The 21,501-nt window shown below is 65.9% G+C and carries 29 protein-coding genes; 9 read left to right on the forward strand and 20 right to left on the reverse strand.

The annotated features are described in order from the left end of the window. Positions 1-38 precede the first annotated feature (38 nt). Together ACVT6V_RS24905 and ACVT6V_RS24910 are read left to right on the forward strand one after the other, a co-directional pair. Positions 39-725, forward strand: coding sequence for a TetR/AcrR family transcriptional regulator (locus tag ACVT6V_RS24905; protein WP_489896759.1), 687 nt, complete (start codon positions 39-41; stop codon positions 723-725). 287 nt (positions 726-1,012) lie between these two features. Beyond that, positions 1,013-1,900: a hypothetical protein gene (locus ACVT6V_RS24910; protein ID WP_489896760.1), complete on the forward strand. Its 888-nt coding sequence runs from the start codon at positions 1,013-1,015 to the stop codon at positions 1,898-1,900. A 41-nt stretch (positions 1,901-1,941) separates the two neighbouring features. Here ACVT6V_RS24910 and truA read toward each other — a convergent pair whose 3' ends face one another. The 9 genes from truA to ACVT6V_RS24955 all read right to left on the reverse strand — a co-directional run bounded on the left by truA (position 1,942) and on the right by ACVT6V_RS24955 (position 8,214). Beyond that, entirely contained in the window at positions 1,942-2,817 is an 876-nt protein-coding gene (truA, locus tag ACVT6V_RS24915; protein ID WP_489896761.1) for a tRNA pseudouridine(38-40) synthase TruA, read from the reverse strand. 22 nt (positions 2,818-2,839) lie between these two features. After that, positions 2,840-3,463 carry a 50S ribosomal protein L17 gene (gene rplQ / locus ACVT6V_RS24920; RefSeq protein WP_489896762.1) on the reverse strand — a complete coding sequence of 208 codons (624 nt, stop codon included), beginning with the start codon at positions 3,461-3,463 and terminating at the stop codon, positions 2,840-2,842. Between the two features lie 61 nt (positions 3,464-3,524). After that, positions 3,525-4,577: a DNA-directed RNA polymerase subunit alpha gene (locus tag ACVT6V_RS24925; RefSeq protein ID WP_489896763.1), complete on the reverse strand. Its 1,053-nt coding sequence runs from the start codon at positions 4,575-4,577 to the stop codon at positions 3,525-3,527. Positions 4,578-4,668: 91 nt separating this feature from the next. After that, the gene (gene rpsD, locus ACVT6V_RS24930) at positions 4,669-5,274 is read right to left on the reverse strand and encodes a 30S ribosomal protein S4 (RefSeq protein ID WP_489896764.1); all 606 of its coding nucleotides are present in this window, start codon (positions 5,272-5,274) and stop codon (positions 4,669-4,671) included. A 24-nt stretch (positions 5,275-5,298) separates the two neighbouring features. Beyond that, complete coding sequence (rpsK, locus tag ACVT6V_RS24935) at positions 5,299-5,706, reverse strand: 30S ribosomal protein S11 (protein ID WP_007616245.1); 408 nt, start codon at positions 5,704-5,706, stop codon at positions 5,299-5,301. Further along, positions 5,706-6,074, reverse strand: a complete 369-nt coding sequence (rpsM, locus tag ACVT6V_RS24940) for a 30S ribosomal protein S13 (protein WP_235725006.1) — start codon at positions 6,072-6,074, stop codon at positions 5,706-5,708. Before rpsM ends, rpsK begins: the two co-directional genes overlap by 1 nt. A gap of 257 nt (positions 6,075-6,331) precedes the next feature. Beyond that, complete coding sequence (rpmJ, locus tag ACVT6V_RS24945) at positions 6,332-6,445, reverse strand: 50S ribosomal protein L36 (protein ID WP_005207978.1); 114 nt, start codon at positions 6,443-6,445, stop codon at positions 6,332-6,334. A gap of 74 nt (positions 6,446-6,519) precedes the next feature. After that, positions 6,520-6,741: a translation initiation factor IF-1 gene (gene infA, locus ACVT6V_RS24950; protein ID WP_005170487.1), complete on the reverse strand. Its 222-nt coding sequence runs from the start codon at positions 6,739-6,741 to the stop codon at positions 6,520-6,522. Between the two features lie 273 nt (positions 6,742-7,014). Further along, positions 7,015-8,214: an FAD-dependent monooxygenase gene (locus ACVT6V_RS24955; protein WP_489896765.1), complete on the reverse strand. Its 1,200-nt coding sequence runs from the start codon at positions 8,212-8,214 to the stop codon at positions 7,015-7,017. Positions 8,215-8,285: 71 nt separating this feature from the next. Between ACVT6V_RS24955 and ACVT6V_RS24960 the strand changes: the two genes are divergently transcribed. The 4 genes from ACVT6V_RS24960 (at position 8,286) to ACVT6V_RS24975 (ending at position 10,421) form a co-directional block, all read left to right on the forward strand. After that, positions 8,286-8,747 (forward strand): MarR family winged helix-turn-helix transcriptional regulator, encoded by a 462-nt coding sequence (locus tag ACVT6V_RS24960; protein ID WP_489896766.1) that lies wholly within the window; start codon positions 8,286-8,288, stop codon positions 8,745-8,747. 127 nt (positions 8,748-8,874) lie between these two features. Beyond that, on the forward strand, positions 8,875-9,216 hold the full coding sequence (locus ACVT6V_RS24965; RefSeq protein ID WP_489896767.1) for an iron chaperone: 342 nt from the start codon (positions 8,875-8,877) through the stop codon (positions 9,214-9,216). Positions 9,217-9,306: 90 nt separating this feature from the next. Further along, positions 9,307-9,693 (forward strand): phage holin family protein, encoded by a 387-nt coding sequence (locus tag ACVT6V_RS24970; RefSeq protein ID WP_489896768.1) that lies wholly within the window; start codon positions 9,307-9,309, stop codon positions 9,691-9,693. Beyond that, the gene (locus ACVT6V_RS24975) at positions 9,690-10,421 is read left to right on the forward strand and encodes an SIMPL domain-containing protein (RefSeq protein WP_489896769.1); all 732 of its coding nucleotides are present in this window, start codon (positions 9,690-9,692) and stop codon (positions 10,419-10,421) included. Before ACVT6V_RS24970 ends, ACVT6V_RS24975 begins: the two co-directional genes overlap by 4 nt. Here ACVT6V_RS24975 and ACVT6V_RS24980 read toward each other — a convergent pair. Then, complete coding sequence (locus tag ACVT6V_RS24980; protein WP_489896770.1) at positions 10,402-10,920, reverse strand: flavodoxin domain-containing protein; 519 nt, start codon at positions 10,918-10,920, stop codon at positions 10,402-10,404. The genes ACVT6V_RS24975 and ACVT6V_RS24980 overlap by 20 nt on opposite strands. Positions 10,921-11,000: 80 nt before the next feature. Continuing rightward, a complete protein-coding gene (locus tag ACVT6V_RS24985; RefSeq protein ID WP_489896771.1) occupies positions 11,001-11,861 on the reverse strand; it encodes an LLM class F420-dependent oxidoreductase in 861 nt (286 codons plus the stop codon). Between the two features lie 58 nt (positions 11,862-11,919). Here ACVT6V_RS24985 and dtd point away from each other — a divergent pair, with 58 nt between their 5' ends. From dtd to ACVT6V_RS25000, 3 genes are read left to right on the forward strand one after another with little or no spacing between them, the layout of a single operon-like run. Further along, positions 11,920-12,369, forward strand: coding sequence for a D-aminoacyl-tRNA deacylase (gene dtd, locus ACVT6V_RS24990; RefSeq protein WP_489896772.1), 450 nt, complete (start codon positions 11,920-11,922; stop codon positions 12,367-12,369). Positions 12,370-12,401: 32 nt separating this feature from the next. Further along, entirely contained in the window at positions 12,402-13,262 is an 861-nt protein-coding gene (fdhD, locus tag ACVT6V_RS24995) for a formate dehydrogenase accessory sulfurtransferase FdhD (protein WP_489896773.1), read from the forward strand. A 4-nt stretch (positions 13,263-13,266) separates the two neighbouring features. Beyond that, entirely contained in the window at positions 13,267-13,989 is a 723-nt protein-coding gene (locus ACVT6V_RS25000; protein ID WP_489896774.1) for a TIGR00266 family protein, read from the forward strand. A gap of 20 nt (positions 13,990-14,009) precedes the next feature. Here the strand turns inward: ACVT6V_RS25000 and ACVT6V_RS25005 are convergent, their stop codons facing one another. The 9 genes from ACVT6V_RS25005 to rplF form a co-directional block, all read right to left on the reverse strand. Beyond that, positions 14,010-16,124 carry a bifunctional lysylphosphatidylglycerol flippase/synthetase MprF gene (locus ACVT6V_RS25005; RefSeq protein WP_489896775.1) on the reverse strand — a complete coding sequence of 705 codons (2,115 nt, stop codon included), beginning with the start codon at positions 16,122-16,124 and terminating at the stop codon, positions 14,010-14,012. A gap of 134 nt (positions 16,125-16,258) precedes the next feature. Next, complete coding sequence (gene map / locus ACVT6V_RS25010) at positions 16,259-17,053, reverse strand: type I methionyl aminopeptidase (RefSeq protein WP_489896776.1); 795 nt, start codon at positions 17,051-17,053, stop codon at positions 16,259-16,261. A 35-nt stretch (positions 17,054-17,088) separates the two neighbouring features. After that, the gene (locus ACVT6V_RS25015; RefSeq protein WP_489896777.1) at positions 17,089-17,643 is read right to left on the reverse strand and encodes an adenylate kinase; all 555 of its coding nucleotides are present in this window, start codon (positions 17,641-17,643) and stop codon (positions 17,089-17,091) included. Beyond that, positions 17,640-18,965, reverse strand: a complete 1,326-nt coding sequence (secY, locus tag ACVT6V_RS25020) for a preprotein translocase subunit SecY (protein WP_489896778.1) — start codon at positions 18,963-18,965, stop codon at positions 17,640-17,642. Before secY ends, ACVT6V_RS25015 begins: the two co-directional genes overlap by 4 nt. A gap of 241 nt (positions 18,966-19,206) precedes the next feature. Next, complete coding sequence (gene rplO, locus ACVT6V_RS25025) at positions 19,207-19,647, reverse strand: 50S ribosomal protein L15 (protein ID WP_489896779.1); 441 nt, start codon at positions 19,645-19,647, stop codon at positions 19,207-19,209. Beyond that, a complete protein-coding gene (gene rpmD / locus ACVT6V_RS25030) occupies positions 19,647-19,829 on the reverse strand; it encodes a 50S ribosomal protein L30 (RefSeq protein WP_489896780.1) in 183 nt (60 codons plus the stop codon). The genes rplO and rpmD overlap by 1 nt, the downstream gene beginning before the upstream one ends. A 5-nt stretch (positions 19,830-19,834) precedes the next feature. After that, positions 19,835-20,491, reverse strand: a complete 657-nt coding sequence (gene rpsE, locus ACVT6V_RS25035) for a 30S ribosomal protein S5 (RefSeq protein ID WP_489896781.1) — start codon at positions 20,489-20,491, stop codon at positions 19,835-19,837. Positions 20,492-20,537: 46 nt separating this feature from the next. Continuing rightward, positions 20,538-20,948 carry a 50S ribosomal protein L18 gene (gene rplR, locus ACVT6V_RS25040; protein WP_489896782.1) on the reverse strand — a complete coding sequence of 137 codons (411 nt, stop codon included), beginning with the start codon at positions 20,946-20,948 and terminating at the stop codon, positions 20,538-20,540. Between the two features lie 3 nt (positions 20,949-20,951). Continuing rightward, positions 20,952-21,488, reverse strand: coding sequence for a 50S ribosomal protein L6 (gene rplF / locus ACVT6V_RS25045; RefSeq protein ID WP_489896783.1), 537 nt, complete (start codon positions 21,486-21,488; stop codon positions 20,952-20,954). Positions 21,489-21,501: the final 13 nt, after the last annotated feature.

Genomic DNA, 21,501 nt, shown 5'->3' on the forward strand with positions numbered 1-21,501 from the left:
GCCGGGCCTGCCGATGAACTAACGATAGAGTTCACATGGTGACCACCGAGATCATCCGCCGACGCGACGCCGACAAGACCAAGGCGAACATCGTGGCCGTGGCCACCAAGGAGTTCGCCAACAAGGGCTACGCGGGCGCTCGGGTCGACGAGATCGCCGCGAAGACCCACACCACCAAGCGGATGATCTATTACTACTACGGCGACAAGGACGGGCTCTATCAAGCTGTCCTGGAGGCGTCGTACGGAAAGATCCGACGCCTCGAGCAACGGGTCACCCACATCGAGGACGACCCGGTGACGGCGATCCGCCAACTGGCCGAGATCACCTTCGACCACCACGACCGCAACCCGGACTTCATCCGTATCGTCGCCGGCGAGAACATCCTCAAGGGCGCGCACATCAAGAACTCTGCGGCCGTCCAGGAACTGGGCAGCCCGGCCGTCGACATCCTCGGACGCATCCTCGAGGTGGGCCGGGACCGAGGACTGTTCCGCACCGACGTCGACGCGCTCGACGTGCATCAGGCGATCAGCAGCTTCTGCTTCTTCCGGGTCGCCAATCGCTACACCTTCAAGACGCTGTTCGGCCGCGACCTGACCGCCCCGGAGCAACGCACCGGTCAGCGAAAGATGCTGGGCGACATGATCGTCGCCTACCTGACCGACATCGGCACCGCCGCCGACACCGATCACGATCACACAGACCACGATCACACAGACTGAGCGCGGCGGAGCCCCAAACCCCGCCGACAGAAACCACTTTCGCGCCGACAGAACCCGAAATCTTGCCGACAGCATCGCCATGCGCGAACTCCGCCGTCTTCCCGCCGCCGGTGCGTGTAGATCCGAGGACCGACCCGTTCGGCGAGGGCGGACCGTAGAGAACAGTCGACATCGGGCGGCTCGTCGTCCATGCGCGAGCCGTCGATGACTCCAATCAGCACTGATCGATTGCCCGATCGTTGTAGGCTCTGACCCACAGCGTGCAAGTATTGCCCCTGGGAGTCCTGATGGAATGGCTGCGCTATGTCCGCGTACTACCGATCGTCGCCATTCTGGCGGCGTCAACTGCTGCGACACTGGGGAGTCCGGGTCAGTCGTCGGCGGCCGAGATCGTTCAACCGTCGACCGTCAGCCTCGAGCCCCGGTCGTCCGTCGGATTCGAGCTCCGGCCGGTCGCCGGGCCGCCGCCGGGAGCCATCATCTTGGGGATGGCAAAGAACCAGTGGGAGTACTGCGTGCTGCTCTGCCCACCGATGATCGAGTTCGCGATCACTGTGCCGACTGCGGCGTTGCGCGCTCCCGATGTGTACGCCACAGCCCTGGCGGAGACCGGATCCGACAGCCGGGCAAAGGGTATCGCGTTGGCAACGGTGACCGGTCCGGCGAGCAGCGGGATCACCGACATGTTCGGCCACGATATCGCGATGGTGGTACCGAAGGTGAAGAACGTCATGGGAGTGGCAGCCGTCGAGATGATCAATGTTCTCGACACTGCCCGTTCGGGTGGCACACCTGATCAAGTCGGTGCGGCCTACGATGCGGGGCGCACCCGGATTCTCGACGCCGTCCAAACGCCGATGATGATGAACCCGCCGGACCTCAGACATCCGGAGACCAAGGCGCAGGCCGCCGCCGTCAACGCCGTCGACATCGGATGGACTGTGGGCTATGTGGTGCCGGAACTGATGCTGATCGGCGGTGCCGCCTCGGCCGACAAGGCTGCGAACACCCTGGCCGCGACGGGCGACCCCGACCAGGCACGGGCCGCGGGGACTGCAAGCCTCAATCAGGTCCTCAACAAGGTGGGTGACGTCATCACCGGGGCGATCCAGAATCGCCGGGTACCGGAGACGCCCACCGGCGCGCCACCCGCGAGCGATGCCGGCGCGCGGTGAGATCGATGTGCTTGCCCTCACCGGCCACGAGCTGATCGCGTTCAGCCGCCGCAGCACCCTCCGGAAGACCGCACGTCCCTGGTGATCTCGTTACGGGCGGCGAGTTCGTCGTCGGCGGGATAGTCGACGCCGGTCAGACATAAGCCGCGGGCCTCGGCGACGGGGATGCGGCTGTTGCGGGTGGTCTCGGTCAGCAATCCGACGCACCACTGCCCATCTCGCCGGCCATCCCCGACACTCGCAACGGCGCCGACGAGCGAGCGGACCATCGACCAGCAGAACGCGTCGGCGCTGACCCGGCCGATCAGCACTCCGCCCGGCCCTTCCGTCCAGTCGAAGTGCTGCAGATCGCGGATCGTGGTCGCGCCTTCGCGTCGCCGGCAGAAGGCGGCGAAGTCGTTGAGACCCACCAGCGACCGCGACGCTGCGTTCATCGCCTCGATGTCGAGCGGGCGGCGCCAGGTGGCGGTGGTGCGAGCCTCGACGGGCTCGGCACCGAACGGCGCGTCGGTGAGGCGGTAGCGATAGTGCCGGCGCAGGGCCGAGAATCGGGCGTCGAAGTCACCACTGACCCGGGTTATCTGCCGGACACGAACGTCGTCGGGCAGCATCTTCGCGAGCCGGCCGACCAGCCGAGAAGGATCACCCGCGATGGACCTGGCGGCCAGCGCCGATTCCGGGATGTCGGTGTGTGCGACCTGCCCCGTGGCGTGGACACCGGCGTCGGTGCGCCCGGCGACGGTGAGCCGGACCGGCACCCGCACGATGGTGCTGAGCGTGTCCTGCAGCACCCCGCAGACCGTGCGCTGCCCCACCTGGGTTGCCCAGCCCGCGAAGTCGGTGCCGTCATAGGAGACGTCCAACCGCAGACGACAGAACCCGCCGTCACCTGATGTGGTGACGGCGGGTTCTGGCAACTGATCTGCGCTCAGACGACGACTACTTCTTGTCGCCGTCGACGTCTGCGTCGGCAGCTTCGGCGTCGGCAGCGGTGGCGGCGGAGGACTCGTCGTCGACGGCCTCGGCAACGGCCTCGGCGTTCTCGACCTGAGCCTCGGTGGCCTCGGCCTCAACGGCCTCGACCACGTTGTCGGCCTCGGCAGCGTCCGACTCGGCGACGACCTCTTCGGTGGCGTCGAGCTTGTCCTCGGCGGCCTTCTTGGAGGCGGCGACACGGGTCGCGCGGCTGGCCTCGCTCGAGGCGGTCGTCTCACGCACCAGCTCGATCACGGCCATCGGGGCGTTGTCACCCTTGCGCGGCAGCGTCTTGATGATGCGGGTGTAGCCGCCGTTGCGCTCGGCGAAGAACGGACCGATCTCGTCGAACAGCGTGTGCACGATGTCCTTGTCACGGATGTCCTTCATCACCTGGCGACGGTTGGCCAGCGAACCGGCCTTCGCGTGGGTGATCAGCTTCTCGGCGTACGGACGCAGCCGTTTCGCCTTCGCTTCGGTGGTGGTGATACGGCCGTGCTCGAACAGCGACGTGGCGAGGTTCGCCAACATTGCCTTCTGATGGCTGGCCGACCCGCCGAGGCGGGCACCCTTGGTGGGCTTGGGCATTGTCTTCTCCTAGAAGAAACTCACGATCTCACGACCGGAAGTCAGGGTTTTGGCGACAGCCTTACAGCTGTTCGGTTTCAGCGAAATCCTCACCGGAATCGGCGTCGAAGGACGCGTCATCCGACCACGTACCGGTTGCCGGGTCGTATCCGGCGACCTGCGACGGGTCAAAGCTGGCCGGGCTGTCCTTGAGCGACAGACCCAGCGCGTGCAGCTTGACCTTGACCTCGTCGATCGACTTCTGCCCGAAGTTGCGGATGTCGAGCAGATCCGACTCGGTCCGTGCCACCAGCTCGCCGACGGTGTGCACACCTTCGCGCTTGAGGCAGTTGTACGACCGGACGGTCAGCTCGAGATCCTCGATCGGCAGGCTGAACGACGCGATGTGGTCGGCCTCGGCCGGCGACGGCCCGATCTCGATGCCCTCGGCCTCGACGTTGAGCTCCCGAGCGAGCCCGAACAGCTCGACCAGGGTCTTGCCCGCCGAAGCAAGCGCGTCCCGAGCGGTGATCGAGTTCTTGGTCTCCACGTCGAGCACGAGCCGATCGAAGTCGGTGCGCTGCTCGACACGGGTGGCCTCGACCTTGTAGGTCACCTTGAGCACCGGCGAGTAGATCGAGTCGACCGGAATGCGGCCGATCTCGGCTCCCGACGCCTTGTTCTGCACGGCCGGCACATAGCCGCGGCCCCGCTCGACGACGAGCTCGATCTCGAGCTTGCCCTTGTCGTTCAGGGTGGCGATGTGCAGGTCAGGGTTGTGCACGGTGACGCCGGCCGGCGGGACGATGTCGGCGCCGGTGACGGTGCCCGGACCCTGCTTGCGCACGTACATGGTGACCGGCTCGTCCTCTTCGGAGCTGACCACGAGGCCCTTGAGGTTCAGGATGATGTCGGTGACGTCTTCCTTCACTCCGGGAACGGTGGTGAACTCGTGCAGGACACCGTCGATCCGGATGCTGGTGATCGCGGCGCCCGGGATCGAGCTGAGCAGGGTACGACGCAGCGAGTTACCAAGGGTGTAACCGAATCCCGGCTCGAGCGGTTCGATGACGAACTTCGACCGGTTCTCGGCGATGATCTCCTCGGTGAGGGCGGGTCGCTGTGAGATGAGCATTTCTGTGTTTTCTCCTTTGGCCTACCGCTATTTGAAGGCCTCGAGGGTGAAACCGAACAGCCTTGTGGCTGTTGGCTGGACTGCTCGAGAACTACTTGGAGTAGAACTCGACGATGAGCTGTTCCGTGAGCGGCACGTCGATCTGGGCGCGCTCGGGCACCTGGTGCACGAGGATGCGCAGGGTCGACGGAACCACCTGCAGCCAGCCCGGAACCGGACGGTCGCCCTGGATCTCCTTGGCGATCTGGAACGGGACGGTCTGCAGCGACTTCGGACGGACGTCGATGATGTCGTACTGGCTCACGCGGTAGCTGGGCACGTCCACGTTCACACCGTTGACGGTGAAGTGGCCGTGGCTGACCATCTGACGGGCCTGACGACGGGTCCGGGCCAGGCCGGCGCGGTACACGACGTTGTCGAGACGGGTCTCGAGGATCTTCAGCAGCTCGTCGCCGGTCTTGCCGTTACGACGGTTGGCCTCTTCGTAGTAGCGACGGAACTGCTTCTCCATCACTCCGTAGGTGAAGCGGGCCTTCTGCTTCTCCTGCAGCTGCTGCAGGTATTCGCTCTCCTTGATCCGCGAACGGCCGTGCTGGCCGGGCGGGTAGGGGCGACGCTCGAACGCCTGGTCGCCGCCGATGAGATCGACGCGCAGACGACGGGACTTCTTTGTTGCGGGGCCGGTATAACGAGCCATGGTTTTCTAGTCCTCCCTTTCCCGCTAGACCCGACGCCGCTTGGGCGGACGGCAACCGTTGTGCGGCTGCGGGGTGACATCGGAAATCGTGCCGACCTCGAGACCGGCGGCCTGCAGCGACCGGATGGCGGTCTCACGACCCGAACCCGGTCCCTTGACGAACACGTCGACCTTCTTGACGCCGTGCTCCTGGGCCTTGCGTGCAGCGTTCTCGGCCGCGAGCTGAGCCGCGAACGGAGTGCTCTTACGCGAGCCCTTGAAGCCGACGTGACCCGACGACGCCCAGCTGATGACGTTGCCGTTGGGGTCGCTGATCGACACGATGGTGTTGTTGAACGTCGACTTGATGTGTGCGTTGCCGTGCGGGACGTTCTTCTTATCGCGACGGCGGGTGCCCTTCTTGGGGCCTGCGCTACGTGACTTGGGTGGCATTACTTCTTCTTCCCGGCGATGGTCTTCTTCGGGCCCTTGCGAGTGCGGGCATTGGTCTTGGTGCGCTGTCCACGGACGGGCAGGCCACGACGGTGGCGCAGACCCTGGTAGCAGCCGATCTCGATCTTGCGACGGATGTCGGCCTGCACCTCGCGACGCAGGTCACCTTCGACCTTCACCGAGTTCTCGATGTACTCACGCAGCTTCGCAACGTCTGCGTCGGTGAGATCCTTCGCGCGGAGGTCGGCGGAGAGGCCGGTCCCCTCGAGGATCTCCTTGGAGGTGGTACGACCAACTCCATAGATGTAGGTCAGTGCGATCTCCAGCCGCTTCTCGCGGGGGAGATCCACACCAGCAACACGTGCCATGTGGCGGTTTCCTTTTCTTCTCAGAGGTCTGCTCCCAGTCCGTCCCGAAACTCTTGTCGGGCTCCGGCCTCTGAACCGGAGGTAGGCGACGACCCGTATGTCGGCGCTGGTGCTGGGAGGGCTTCCCACTGTGTTGGCTACAAAATGTTGGCTACAAAATGTTCAGCTCTGTTTTCGTATTCAGTTGTTCTGTATCCATCGCCCGTTCGCTCTCGCTCCCGGCGCGACGCTCAAGCGACCACGAGGGTTGCCAGTGATCAGCCCTGACGCTGCTTGTGACGCAGGTTCTCGCAGATCACCATGACCCGGCCGTTACGGCGGATCACCTTGCACTTCTCGCAGATCGGCTTGACGCTCGGCTGAACCTTCACGTCCGCTTCTCCTTGACTGGTCCAGGCACGACAAAGCCGCACCCGATCTGTCCTCGCCCCTGTTGGGGGAAGTCTTACTTGTACCGATAAACGATGCGCCCACGACCGAGGTCGTACGGCGACAGTTCCACGACGACCCGGTCCTCGGGCAGGATGCGGATGTAGTGCTGCCGCATCTTGCCGCTGATGTGGGCGAGAACCTTGTGACCGTTCTCCAGCTCAATGCGAAACATCGCATTGGGCAGGGGTTCGATGACTCGTCCCTCGACCTCGATGGCCCCGTCTTTTTTCGCCATGTCCTCCGCGATCCTGGCTTCTGGTCCACCGAGACCGCGAAGCGATCCCACGACGTGAAGCCGGGTTGAATCCGTGTTTATCCGTTAGTGTGATGGCACTCCGATCATCACTGACCGGACCCACCGGTGGTGACCCATGCCGGACCCGCTGTTCCGCGGCCGGAAAGCCGAGGACACGCAGAGACCGGCGCGCGACGCACACCGACGTTCTATGTTACGCGAACTGCCAGTTCAGACCAAACCGCCAGGATCTCGCGCGCAGCACCCCACGTGTCACGAGCCGATCGACGCATTCGGGTCGAGTCGGACGCGGTGATCGAACATCCAGGACTGTGATCGCTCGGTAACGACATAGCGGAAGATCAGCCGCATGATCGCGTCGTTGAGCACCCTCCGCAGGCCGCCGGGCGTCTTGGTGCTGCTGGCCCGTGCCCCGACGGCGACGATCTTCTCGACGCGTGCCCGCCGTGCCGCCTCGAACGTCGCGAACCCGTCGTCGACGCGATCAGCCCCTGCCAGGCAGGACGCCAGCACCACGGCGTCCTCGAGTGCCATCGACGCCCCCTGCCCCGAGCTCGGCGCCGGCGCGTGGATCGCGTCCCCGACCAGTCCGATCCGACCGCGGTGCCAGACGGGCACGGTCGGCAGGTCATAGGTGTTGTCGCCGGCGAGCTCGAGTTCACCGGCGACGATGAGGTCGGCGAAACCTCCGTCGTCGCCGGAGGCCAGCTCGACGAGCAGGGCGCGCCACTGCGCCTCTGACGTCCGCGCTCGCTCGGACGGCGGGATCGGCTCCCGGGGCACGTTGGCGAACCACACCACGTCGCCTGCGGGTGTCGGCAGTGCACCGAAGAAGGCGCGGCGCCCGAAGACAAACGTCCAGGACTCGGCACGCAGCGCCGCCGCCATCGACGTGCCGCGGGTGATCCCGCCGAAGTTGGTGAGCCCGACGTAGCGCCCTCGCGGAGTTGCCGGGTCGATGGCGCCACGGACCACCGAATGGATCCCGTCGGCGCCGATCAGCAGATCTCCGGTGCACCTCTCGCCGTCGGCGAGGGTGACCACGACCCCGCCGGTGGCCTGTTCCACGGCAACGGCACGGGCCCCGTGCCGCACCTCGATCCCGCGTGCCGCGGCTTCGCCGACCAGCGCGGCCGCGAGTTCGGACCGTTGGAAGGACAAGGCCGGCGTGCCGTCCGGCAGGGGCGAGCCGAGCGAGAGCATCCCGAGTTCATTACCCGTCGCACCCATCATCAGGTTGTGACGCGTCGGCACGCCGAGAGCACGCACCGGGTCGAGCGCGCCCAGCGCATCGAGCGCCGCCAGCCCGTTCGGTGAGATGGTGAACCAGGATCCCACCGGCCGCGCCGACGCGGACCGGGACTCCACCACGACCGCATCGACGCCGACGGCCCGCAACGCCATCGCCGTCGCCGGCCCGGCGATTCCGCCGCCCACGATCACCGCGCGCATGTCATCATCCCTTCGTACGAAACTTGTATGATTCGAAAATCGAATCTTTCACTTATCGAAAGGAAAGCACGATGGCGACGCCCCGTCAAGAGGCGATGGATGCCGTCGGCCGTGCACTGCAGCGTTATCAGCGCACCGTGCAGTCATTCGACGACGCGGTAGGGCGACGCCTCGGGGTCGGGCCCGCGGATCTGCGCTGCCTCGACTGGCTGAGTGAAGGGCCGCGATCGGCCGGTGAGCTGTCCGTCGCGACCGGTCTGCGACCCGCCGCGACGACCGCACTCATCGACCGGCTGACCGACAAGGGATTCGTGCGCCGATCGCCCTCGCCCACCGATCGGCGGCGGGTCCTCGTGGAGCTGACAACTGCAGGACAGCAACAGATCTGGGATCTCTACGGCCCGATGGTCGCCGATGGCCAACACCTCTTCGACGACCACTCGACCGCACAACTGGACGCGCTGGCCCGTCTGCTCGGCGAGATGACCGACCTCACCGAGCGCCATCGTGCTCGCGTCGAGGGCGCCGAATGATCACCACGGTCGCGAAACAACCTGCGCCGCATGCCGTCAACCCCGTAGATTGACCCGCGTGGGCGGACCACTCGTCGGGACCCGCACCCGCCTCTTCGATGGTCCCGGCAACTCATAGAGGAGGCCGATGGCAACCATCGACGACTACCTGACCGGACTCGCCGACGACGATCGGCAAGCGATCGAGCGGATCTATGCGATAGCGCGCGAACTCGTGCCGGACGCCGAGCAGGGAAAGGGATACGGGATGCCGGCCCTCACCTACCAGGGCAAACCGTTGCTCTCGGTGATGCGGACCAAAAAGCACATCGGCATCTATCCGTTCAGCGCGGACGCGGTCGCGGCCGCGGCGCCGATGCTCGACGGCTTCGACGTCGAGAAGGGAACGATCCGATTCCAGCCGCAGACTCCCCCGCCGGCGGAAGCGATTCGAGCGCTGGTGTCCATTCGCCGCAGCCAGATCGGGTAGGTGCCGGAGCCATCTCCATGCACCGCCGACCCCGCGACCCGGCACGAGCGAAATCCGGGACGACGTCCACCGACCTGGCACACTGTGCCCATGTCCGCGTTCTTGATCCGTTCCGCATTCACCGGGTTCGCCCTGTGGATCGCGACTTTGATCGTTCCGGGGCTCGATTTCGTCGGGGGGTCGACGGGCTGGCAGCAGTTCGGCATCGTCGTGGTGGTCGCCCTGATCTTCGGTGTGGTCAACGCCTTCATCAAACCCGTCGTCCAGATCCTCTCGATACCCCTGTACATCCTGACCCTGGGTCTCATCCACGTCGTGATCAATGCCTTCATGCTGGAGATCACGGCCTGGATAACCCGGAACACCACACACTGGGGCCTGGAGGTCGACAGCTTCTTCTGGTCGGCCATCTTCGGCGCCATCGTGATCTCCATCGTCGGCTGGATGGTCGGTCTACTGCTCAAGGAGCCGGTGTGAGTACCCCGCGACGACCGGCGCGTCTGTTCGCGCTCCTCGCCGCCCTGTCCATCGGCGCACTGTCGCTGGCGGCGTGTGGCGACGACGGTGGCGGCGACAAGCCCCGAACGGTGACCGTCGTCGGCAATGGAAAGGTCACCGGGACACCGGACACCCTGCACGCCGATATCGGGGTGCAGGCAACCGCCGACGATGTGTCCGGGGCCCTGAACGAGACCAGCACGAAGGTCACACAGGTGACCGACGCCGTCGTCGGTGCCGGGGTCGACCGCAAGGACATCCAGACCCAGCAGGTCAACCTCAGCCCGCAGTATTCGTCGCCGGCGCCGGGCGGGACCAGCCAGATCTCCGGGTATCAGGCCACCAACACCATCCGGGTCACCATCCGTGACATCGGCAAGGCCTCCGACGTCCTGGCGGCGGCGGCGACCGCCGGCGGAGACAACACCCGGATCAGCAACGTCGGCTTCAGCATCGACGACGACTCCGAGTTGATGAAGCAGGCCCGGGAGGCCGCCTTCAACGACGCACGTTCCCGCGCGGAGCAATACGCGTCGTTGGCCGGGGATTCGCTCGGCAAGGTGCAGACGATCACCGAGCAGACCAGTGGACAGGACCAACCCGTGCCGCTGCAACGCGATTCCGTCGCGTCCGCGGCTCCGGTGCCGGTGGAACCCGGCCAGCAGACGCTCAGCTTCTCGGTGACCGTCACGTATGCGCTGAGCTGAGCTCCGCGGCGATACCGTCCGCCCACTGCCGGATGGCGTCCCAGTCGCGGGTGTCGCGGAACGCCTCCGGTGTGTTGCGGGCCATCGACTTCTCGATGAACCCGTGCGGATCGTCCGGAACGCGACCGGCGAAGACCTTGTGGCCCCTCACCCCGGCCGATTCCGCGAGCTCGAGGACCTTATGCGGTTCGAGCCATTTCGAGTCCTCGTCGAGTTGCTCTTCGGCATGCTCGCCGGTCGGCCCGGAACTGAAGATCCAGAACGGCATCGTCGCGAGCTCGTCGTGGTGCTTTTTCAGGAAATCTCGCGCATGTCTGCGCCAACGTCCCGTGTACACGGCGCTGCCCAGGACCACGGCCTGATAGCCGTCGCACCCGGTCTCACCGGCCTCGAGACAGTCGACGTCGAGACCACGGTCACGCAGTTCGGCGGCGATCGCCTCGGCGATCTCGGCAGTCGAATGATGCTTGCTGGCGTATGCGACGAGAACTTTCGACATGATGTCATCGTCACTCGCCGCCTCACGTCGGACCAGGGCCCAACGTCACATCGTTCGGGGCCAGGTGTTGTCCCGCGTGATCAGACCGTCGAGCCGGCCCCGAGAATCGCCGCGACTTCGACTGCAGGCGCCGCTGAGCCGAGCACCTGGATGGCGACGTGGTCGGCGCCCGCGGCCAGATGTTCGTCCACGCGGGCGCGCACCAGTGCGGCATCGCCGTGCGCCACCAGCGCGTCGATCAGGTCGTCGCTGCCGCCGTCGGCGATGTCGGCGTCGGTCCAGCCGAGCCGTTTCAGATTGGACGTGTAGTTGCGCAGATGCAGGTACGGCTGGTCGACGGGTGGACGACCGACGGCACGCGCGGCGGCCGGATCGGTGTCGACAACGACCTTGTGTTCGGGCGCGAGCAGCACACCCGCCCCCAGCTCATCCCGGGCGACCTCCGTGTGCGCCGGGGGCGTCAGATACGGGTGCGCACCGAGGGCACGATCTGCCGACATCCGCAGCATCCGGGGTCCGAGCGCGGCGAGCAGGCGGCGCTCGACCGGTACCCCCTTCTCGTCGAGCACATCGAGATACTCGCTGACCGCGTCGTACGGCTTGCGGTACTCGGCGATCGCCTCGGGATGTCCGGCACCGATCCCGAGGTAGAACCGACCGGGGAAATCCGATTCCACCTCGAAGAACTCGTCCGCCATGGCGGCGGCGTCGGTGTTCCAGATGTTGACGATTCCGGTCGCCACCGTGACGGTCTCCGTCGCGTCCAGGATCGCGCGGACCGGCGTCAGGTTCTTCGGCGAACCACCGAGCCAGATCGCGCCCAGACCCAACTCTTCGAAACGACGTGCCTCGTCGGGGGTGAACCGGTCCCACCGACCCCAGACGCCGTGGCTACCGAAGCGTGCGATGTGTGTTGACCTGTCGATGTCGTCGCTCGTCATATGCGGCACAACTCATCGCGGGCGCCGAAGATTCCACCGACATGGCACGCTATGGCCCATGCGTGCAGTGATCCAACGCGTCAGCCAGGCATCGGTCGTGGTCGACGGCGATACGGTCGGCGAACTCGACCTCGCCGACGGACGTCAAGGGCTGGTCGCGCTCATCGGTGTGACGCACGTCGACACCGTCGAGCAGGCCGCGAAGCTGGCCGACAAGATCTGGCGCCTGAGAATTCTGGACGGCGAGGACGGCCGCGAGAGTTCGGCATCCGATGTCGGCGCACCGATACTCGTCATCAGCCAGTTCACCCTCTACGCGAACACCGCGAAGGGACGGCGACCCTCGTGGAACGGTGCCGCCCCGGGTCCGGTGGCCGAACCACTCGTCGACGCGGTCGCCGACGCGCTGCGCGACGCCGGCGCGACGGTGGCCACCGGCCGATTCGGCGCGCACATGGAGGTCGCGCTCATCAACGACGGACCGGTCACGCTCATCCTCGACGTCTGATCACGCATCGTCGGATCGGTAGTCTCGACACCGTGGGACGTATCACCGCCCGACGACGGGTGACCAGGATTCGACGTGACGCACCGGCCTCGGTGCGCGCCGACGTCCTGGCCGTCGAGGAGCCGCTGGAGATCCGGGTGAACGGCACCCGGCTCTCGGTCACCATGCGCACACCGGGCAGCGACGTCGAACTCGCGATCGGGTTCCTGGTCTCCGAAGGTGTGATCACCAGCGGAGCCGACATCGAACTGGCCCGATACTGCGCGGGGGCCACCGACGAAGGCGTCAACACCTACAACGTGCTCGACGTCGTGCTCTCCCCCGGTGTCGCCCCACCGGCCCCCGAGCTGAGCCGCAACTTCACCACCAGCAGTGCGTGCGGCGTGTGCGGTAAGGACAGCATCGAGTCCGTGACCACCCGGTCGCACTTCGATCCAGCCGCCGACCCGATCGTCGTCGACGCCGGGATGCTGCTGGATCTCCCGGCCCGCCTGCGTGCCGGACAGGCGGTCTTCGACAAGACCGGCGGTCTGCATGCCGCCGCGCTCGTCGACGGCCATACCGGCGACATCCTGGTGCTCCGTGAAGACGTCGGGCGCCACAACGCCGTCGACAAGGTGATCGGGTGGGCGACGGCAGAGCATCGACTTCCCTTGCGCGGTCACATCCTTCAGGTGTCCGGACGTGCCAGCTTCGAACTCGTCCAGAAGTCGGCGATGGCAGGTATCCCGGTGCTGTCGGCGGTGTCGGCACCGTCGTCACTGGCCGCCGAGCTCGCCGACGAGCGCGGCATCACGCTGGCCGGCTTCGTGCGAGGCGACTCGATGGTCCTCTACACGCGACCCGACCGGGTCGATACCGACACCGAGCACGCCTCTGCCGCATTAGGCTGAGCGGGTGCAGACACGGATCACCGGCACCACGATGCCGGTCCTGGAACTGACCCTCGACCCCGGCGAACACATCATCGCCGAGGGCGGTGACGTGGCCTGGTTGACACCTGGTTTCGACATGGAGACATCGACCGCGTTCGGGTCGGGCGGCAAGGGCGGATTCATGAGCGGCCTCAAGCGCATGCTCGGCGGCGGCCAACTCTTCCTCACCAAGTACACCGCGCCGTCGCGTGGTGGATTCGTCGCCTTCGCGGCCAGCATGCCCGGCCAGATCCGGCAGTTGCAGATCGACGCGGCCGACGAATTCATGGTGCAGTCGGGCTCGTTCATGGCGAGCACCAACGACGTCGAAGTATCCGTGGGCATACAGAAGAAGCTGGGCGTCGGCGTGTTCGGTGGCGCAGGGGTGGTGTTCCAGAAGCTGTCGGGGTCGGGCGCCGCCTGGGTGCAACTGTCCGGCGAACTCGTCGAATACGATCTGGCAGCGGGCCAGTCGATGCTGGTTCACCCTGGTCATCTGGCCCTGTTCCGAGGCGAGATGACCCTGGACTTCGCCAAGATCAAAGGCGTCAAGAACAAATTCTTCGGCGACTCGCTGTTCCTCGCCGAAATCCATGGCCCCGGCCACATCTGGTTGCAGTCGATGACCCCGGACAAGCTGGCGGCAGCCCTGGAACCGTATCTGCCCAAGGACAACTCGCCGTCGGTGTCGACCGGGAACAACTGACGGTCACACTCTCGACGGGTTCACCCGTCGCCCGAGGTCGCCAGCCGGACCAGCTGTCCCGGTGTCGCATCCGGCAGGTAGGCCCGGCTGATGGCCAGGCCGATGCGCGGCAGGTCGGCCTCGTCGCGGTAGGCGAGATACACCGGTTCGTAGCGCGGATTGAACTTCTTCTTGAACACGTGCAGCGAGCGGAATCCGTAGAACGGCTCCATCGCCGCCCCGAGACTGTCGAGCACACGGTCCATCCGTTCCGGTTCCGGCTCGTCGTCGCTGTGTGCAAGCGGCGCTCCCGACAGCGAGAGGAACTGTGCCCCCTCCTGTTTGAATGCCACCGCCGATGATGCGATCAGGTATTCGATGACCGGGCCGAAACCATCGGTCCGACGACGCATGATGTCCAGGGTCCATCCCCGAGCCTCTCCGCCCGGAGCGAAGACGGGCAGCCACGACAGCACGCCGTGCACGCTGCCATCCTCGTCGAGGGCCAGCGCCACCCGGACCTCGCGATCCATCGCCTCCTCGACACTGCCCAGGGTGAACCCCATCTCGGGCAACCCCTTGTCGCCCACCCACTCCTCGGAGATCGCCCGTACCTGGGCCTTGATCGAGAAGGATTCTTCGGCCAGTCGGGTCAACCGAAACGAGATCGCCTGCTTCTTTGCCTTGTTCAGCGCTGACCGCACGTGCTGCCACTTCTTGCCGGTGAACTCCAGCCCGGGCAGGTCCACGATGGTGTCCTCGGCGATCTGCACACTGCGCCAGCCCAATTCCTCTGCCGTGCGGGCCGTGTCGGTTCCGACGGAGAACCAGCACGGTGTCTTCCCACTGTGCTCGGCCAGATCGATGAACCCCTGCACCGTGGGCCCGAGGTCTTCCTCGTCGCACACCGGATCGGCCAGAGCGAGCAGGGTTCCCACATGATTCTGATAGGCGACGACCCCGGACCCGTTGTCGGAGAACAGATACTCGTTGCCCGGCCAGGTGATCATCCAGGACATGGTGCCGCCGCCGTGCACACGCAGCAATTCCTTGACCGCGTCCACGGGGTCATTGCCGCCGGTGGGCCCCACATGGCGAACCCGCCAGGGCACCCGGAACGCGAAGCGGCCGGGGATCAGGATCGCCAGGACCACGGCCCACAACAGCGATGTGCCCACGGTGACGGTTCCCTGTGACCCGAAGTCTCTGGTGATCGCGACGAGCACCAGCACGATGACCGTCGCCACCACGTTGAGCGAACCGATGATCACGGCGACCCACCAGGCCCAGCGGCGCCCCCGCCGCAACTGGTCGGCGATCAGCACGTTGATGGCGACGCCGATCAGCATGGACCACAACGAATCGTCGTCGGTCGCGTCGGTCGGGCCCAGCGGCCCGCTGGTCGGGAAGAACCACACGACGAGACTCGCGGCCGCGATGATGAGGATGCCGACGCACCCGAGCATCCGCACCTCGCGCCTCGTTCTGGGAAACAGTCCCTTCTCGCCGGTGCTGAGCCATCGCTCACCGACGAAGATCATCAGCACGACGGCGATGACATACTCCGCGGTCGCCAGCGTGCCCTCGAAGAGGAAAGTGATCGCGACCGCTGCGGCGAGCAACGCGCGCAGACGAAGTCGCCACGGCGAACGAAGGGTTGCGGTTGCCGCGGCGACCGCGCACACCACCATCGTCATCGCGCCGACGGTCCGGGCATCGCCGAGTTCACGCGCCCACTGCCACGACAGTCCACCCCGAGTGAGCAGCCAGAACAGCAACGCGCAGAGCAACTCGACGACGACGAGACCGCCGACGGCGACAGCGAGCACCCGGGCCGTACCCAACCGCCATTCCGCCCAGCCGATCCCGACGGCGATCGCGATCAGTGCGACCGCGTATGTGCCGGGACTGGTCTCCACGACCGCCGAGGTGAGCAGCGTCCACCATTTCTGGTCGGCCAGCGACGGAACACCGAACGCGACGTCGGCGTACCAACCCTTGTCGGGCGCCTGACCCCACAGCGCTCCTGTCGCGATTCCGAGCACGAGCACCGCCAGCCACAGCACGATGGTGAACGGGACCCGTCGGACCGTCGCCGTCACCGACGCCGCGAGATCTGATGCCGTTTCAGGCTCTGCAATGTCGGCCGTGTTCATCGCTCACCGTCCGATCCGCCGGGCCCGACGGGCTCGTGGCGCCACCGGGAATCGATCTCAAGTGGTCAGCGTAACAATCGGCGGGTCGATCGGGTGGCGAACCGAGTCAGGCCGCGGCCCAGCTCGGCAGCGGCTCAGCTCGGACGGGTGGTGAGAATCCTCGGTCCGTCGCCGGTGACCACGACGGTGTGCTCCCAGTGCGCCGAGCGAGACCCGTCGTCGGTGACCACGGTCCAGTCGTCGTCGAGCACGGATGTCTCCGTCGTCCCGAGCGTGAGCATGGGCTCGATCGCCAGGGTCGAACCCACCACGAGAACCGGACCACGATTGGGTTTGCCCTCGTTCGCGAGGAACGGTTCCATGTGCATCTCGCGGCCGATCCCGTGGCCGCCATAACCGGAGACGATGCCGAACTGCCGACCGAACTTCTGCTCCGCGGCGCGAGTGCCCATCTCGATCGCGTGCGAGATGTCGGTGAGGCGGGCGCCATCCACCATGGCGGCGATACCGGCCTCCATCGATATCCGGGTGGCCTCGGACAGTTCGGCGTCGGCGGTGGACAGTTCGCCGACCCCGAAGGTCCAGGCGGAGTCACCGTGCCAGCCGTCGAGGATCGCGCCGCAGTCGATCGATACGAGGTCACCGTCGGCCAGGACCACGTCCGCCGAAGGGATGCCATGCACCACAACGTCGTTCACCGAGCTGCAGATCGAACCGGGAAATCCGTGATAGCCCTTGAACGATGGGACGGCGCCGGCCTCCCGGATGACTGCCTCGGCCACCTGATCGAGGTCGAGCGTGGTCACGCCGGGCGCGGCGGCCGCGCGTACGGCGACCAGGGCGGCGCCCACGACAGATCCGGCCGCAGCCATGGCGTCGACCTCACCGGCCGTGCGGAACGGGACCGGCTTGGGTTTGCGAAATGCCATGGGTGCGACCGATATCTGTCGTCAGTGAATGTGAGTCAGGACACACCGGCGCCCAGCGCGCTGAGGACGCGCTGATGCACGTCCTGCACGTCGCCGACCGCGTCGATGGTCTTGACCTCGGTGCCGTAGTACTCGAGCAACGGGGCGGTTTCCTTGGTGTAGACCGCCATCCGGTTGCGGATGACCTCTTCGGTGTCATCGGCGCGCCCGCGGGCCATCATGCGATCGACCACGACGTCGGTGTCCACCTCGAACGACAGCACCGCGTCGAGGCTGGTGTCGAGCTTGGCGAGAATGTCGGCGAGCGCGTCGGCCTGCTCGGTCGAGCGGGGGAAGCCGTCGAGGATGAATCCCTTTGCGGCATCCGGCTCGGCGACGCGTGCGCGAACCATGTCGACGGTGATCTCCGAGGGGACCAGGTCACCGGCGTCGAGGTAGCGCTTGGCCTCGATGCCCACCGCGGTGCCCTGGGAGATGTTGGCACGGAACAGGTCTCCAGTGGAGATGTGCGGAATGCCTAGGGCCTCCGAGAGCAGTTCCGCCTGGGTACCCTTGCCGGCGCCGGGGGGGCCGAGAATGACGAGTCTCACTTGAGGAATCCTTCGTACTTGCGTTGCATCAATTGACTGTTGACTTGCTTCATCGTGTCCAGACCCACGCCGACCATGATCAACACGGCCGTGCCCCCAAATGGCAGGTTCTGCACACCACCGCTGTTACCGATCTCGAGGAACAGGTTTGGCAGTACCGCGATGATACCCAGGTAGATCGAGCCCGGCAGTGTGATGCGGCTCAGCACATAGCCGAGGTAGTCGGCGGTCGGGGATCCCGGACGGATGCCGGGGATGAACCCGCCGTACTTCTTCATGTCGTCGGCACGCTCTTCCGGATTGAACGTCACCGCCACATAGAAGTAGGTGAAGAAGATGATCATCAGGAAGTACACGAGGATGTAGACCCAGCTGCCGGGGTCGGTCAGGTACTGATTGATGTAGCGCTGCCAGGTCGACTGCGTGCCGTCCGATCCCTGCGTCAACTGCAGGATCAGCTGCGGCAGGTAGAGCAGTGATGAGGCGAAGATCACCGGGATGACGCCGGCCTGGTTGACCTTCAGCGGCAGATATGTCGACGATCCGCCGTACATCTTGCGGCCCACCATGCGCTTGGCGTACTGGACCGGGATACGGCGCTGGCCCTGCTCGATGAAGACGACGCCCGCCACGATCAACAGGGCGGCGAGGCAGACGAGGCCGAAGACCAGACCGCCGCGGGTGTCGAGGATGTTCTTGCCCTCGGCCGGGATGCGGGCAGCGATACCGGCGAAGATCAGCAGCGACATACCGTTGCCGACGCCCCGCTCGGTGATCAGCTCACCGAACCACATGACCACACAGGCACCGGCGGTCATCACGAGCACGATGATCCCGAGACCGAAGATGGACTGGTCGTTGATGATCTGATCGGCCTGCGAGCAGTCCTGCAGCAGCTGGCCGCGATCGGCCAGCGCGACGATGCCGGTCGACTGCAGCAACGCCAGGGCGACGGTCAGATAGCGCGTGTACTGCGTCATCTTCGCCTGGCCGGACTGGCCTTCCTTGCGCAACTGTTCGAAGCGCGGGATCACCACGGTGAGCAGCTGCACGATGATGCTGGCGGTGATGTAGGGCATGATGCCGATCGCGAAGACCGACAGCTGCAGCAAGGCGCCGCCGGAGAACATGCTGATCAGCGAGTAGATGTTGGCCGCGCTACCGTGCGACACCTCGTCGATACACGCGTGTACGGCCTTGTAGTCGACGCCGGGGGACGGAATGGTCGCACCCAGTCGATACAGCACGATGATGCCGACGACGAAGAGGATCTTCTTCCTCAGATCGGGCGTCCGGAAGGCCGCGACGAGGGGGGAAAACACTAACTCCTCCTAGGAACGACCACGCGGATGGACTCGGACGTCCCCCACGTGCTCGGCAATCGACGTTGATCGAAGCGTCAAGACAACGCTTGAACTCTAACAGTCACGCCATCGGGCCTCGTCAGCGCGACGAGCTGATGTCCGGCTTGTCCTGTCCGGTGGCCGATGACAGACACCGATACCGCCGACGGGCCGGCAGCGTGAACGCAGCTGCCGGCCCGCGGCGGTACGGGCGAATCGATCAGAGTTCGGTCGCGCTGCCACCGGCAGCCGCGATCTTCTCCTTGGCCGAAGCCGTGAACTTGTCGGCGGTGACGTCGACCTTGACGCCGAGTTCGCCGTCGCCGAGCACCTTGACGAGCTGGTTCTTGCGAACCGCACCGGCTGCGACGAGCTCGTCGACGCCGATGGTGCCGCCCTGCGGGAACAGCTTGGCGATGTCGCCGACGTTGACGACCTGGTACTCGACCCGGTTGCGGTTGGTGAAGCCCTTCAGCTTCGGCAGCCGCATATGGATCGGCATCTGGCCACCCTCGAAGGCGGCGGGCACGTTCTTGCGCGCCTTGGTGCCCTTGGTGCCGCGGCCGGCGGTCTTACCCTTGGAGCCCTCACCGCGACCCACGCGGGTCTTGTCGGTCTTCGCGCCCGGGGCGGGGCGAAGGTGATGGAGCTTGATGGTCATTACTTAACCTCTTCGACTGTCACGAGGTGCCGAACCACGTTGATGAGGCCGCGGTTGATCGGAGTGTCCTCGCGGATGACCTCCTTGCGGATGCCCTTCAGGCCGAGGGTCCGCAGGCTGTCACGCTGGTTCTTCTTGGTACCGATGGTGCCCTTGATCTGGGTGATCTTGAGTTCTGCCATGTCGATCAGACTCCTTGTCCGGCACGAGCACGCAGCATGCCCGCGGGAGCGACATCTTCGATCGGCAGACCACGACGTGCGGCGACCTCTTCGGGGCGCTGCAGCATCTTCAGCGCGGCAACGGTGGCGTGCACCACGTTGATCGCGTTGTCGCTGCCGAGGCTCTTGGCGAGCACGTCGTGCACGCCGGCGCACTCCAGCACGGCACGCACCGCGCCACCGGCGATGACACCGGTACCGGGGCTGGCCGGGCGGAGCATCACGACACCGGCCGCGGCCTCACCCTGGACGGGGTGGGTCACGGTGCCGGCGATCAGCGGCACGCGGAAGAAGTTCTTGCGAGCCTCTTCGACGCCCTTCTGGATGGCCGCGGGAACTTCCTTGGCCTTGCCGTAGCCGACACCGACCATGCCCTGTCCGTCGCCGACGACGACGAGAGCGGTGAAGGAGAACCGACGTCCACCCTTGACCACCTTGGACACACGGTTGATGGAGACCACGCGCTCGAGCTGATTGCGGTCCTCGCGGTCGCGGCCACCGCGGTCGTCGCGACGGCCACGGCCGCCGCGGCGGTCGCCGCCACGCTGTTCGTTACCCGCCGAGGCGGTGTTGTTGTCGTTTCCGGCGGGTCCGTTTCCGCCGTCACGCTGACGTCCGGGCATCAGAGGTTCCCTCCGGTCAAGTTGGTGAAGCTGGTGAAGATGGTCATCAGAAACTCAGGCCTCCCTCGCGGGCGGCGTCGGCGAGTGCCGCGATCCGGCCGTGGTAGTCCTTGCCACCGCGGTCGAACACGGCGGCCTCGACGCCGGCAGCCTTGGCGCGGGCGGCGATCAGCTCGCCGACCTTGCGGGCCTGCGCGGTCTTGTCGCCGCCGGCGGCACGCACGTCGGCCTCGATCGACGACGCGGCGGCCAGCGTGTTGCCGGCCAGGTCGTCGATGAGCTGCACGTGGATGTGACGCGAGCTGCGCTTGACCGCGAGACGTGGGCGCTCGGGGGTTCCGCTGACCTTCTTGCGCAGGCGGAAGTGACGGTTCGTGGTCGCGGTGCGACGACGGGTCGACACGTCCTTGCCGAGCGGCTTGCGGGCGGTCTTGGTCTTGGTTGCTGTATCACTCATGGCTTACTTACCCGTCTTTCCGACCTTGCGACGGATCTGCTCGCCTTCGTAGCGAATGCCCTTGCCCTTGTAGGGGTCAGGACGACGCAGGCGGCGGATGTTCGCCGAGATCTGGCCGACTTGCTGCTTGTCGATACCCGAGACCGAGAACTTGGTGGGCGACTCCACGGCGAAGGTGATGCCTGCGGGCGCCTCGATCGGCACGGGGTGGCTGTAGCCCAGGGCGAACTCGAGGTCGCTGCCCTTGGCCTGCACGCGGTAGCCGACACCGAAGATCTCCATCTTCGTGGTGTAGCCCTGCGTGACGCCGACGACGAGGTTGTTCACCAGCGACCGGCTCAGACCGTGCAGGGCACGGCTGCGGCGCTCGTCGTTCGGCCGGCTGACAACGATGGTGTTGTCTTCCTTGGCGATGGTGATCGGTTCCGACACGGTCAGGCCGAGCTCACCCTTGGGGCCCTTGACCTTCACGTTCTGGCCGTCGATCGTGACGTCGACGCCGGCCGGGATCTCGATGGGGTTCTTTCCGATACGCGACATGTTGTGAGCCTCC

The organism is Gordonia sp. LMA167 (genome assembly GCF_058130025.1).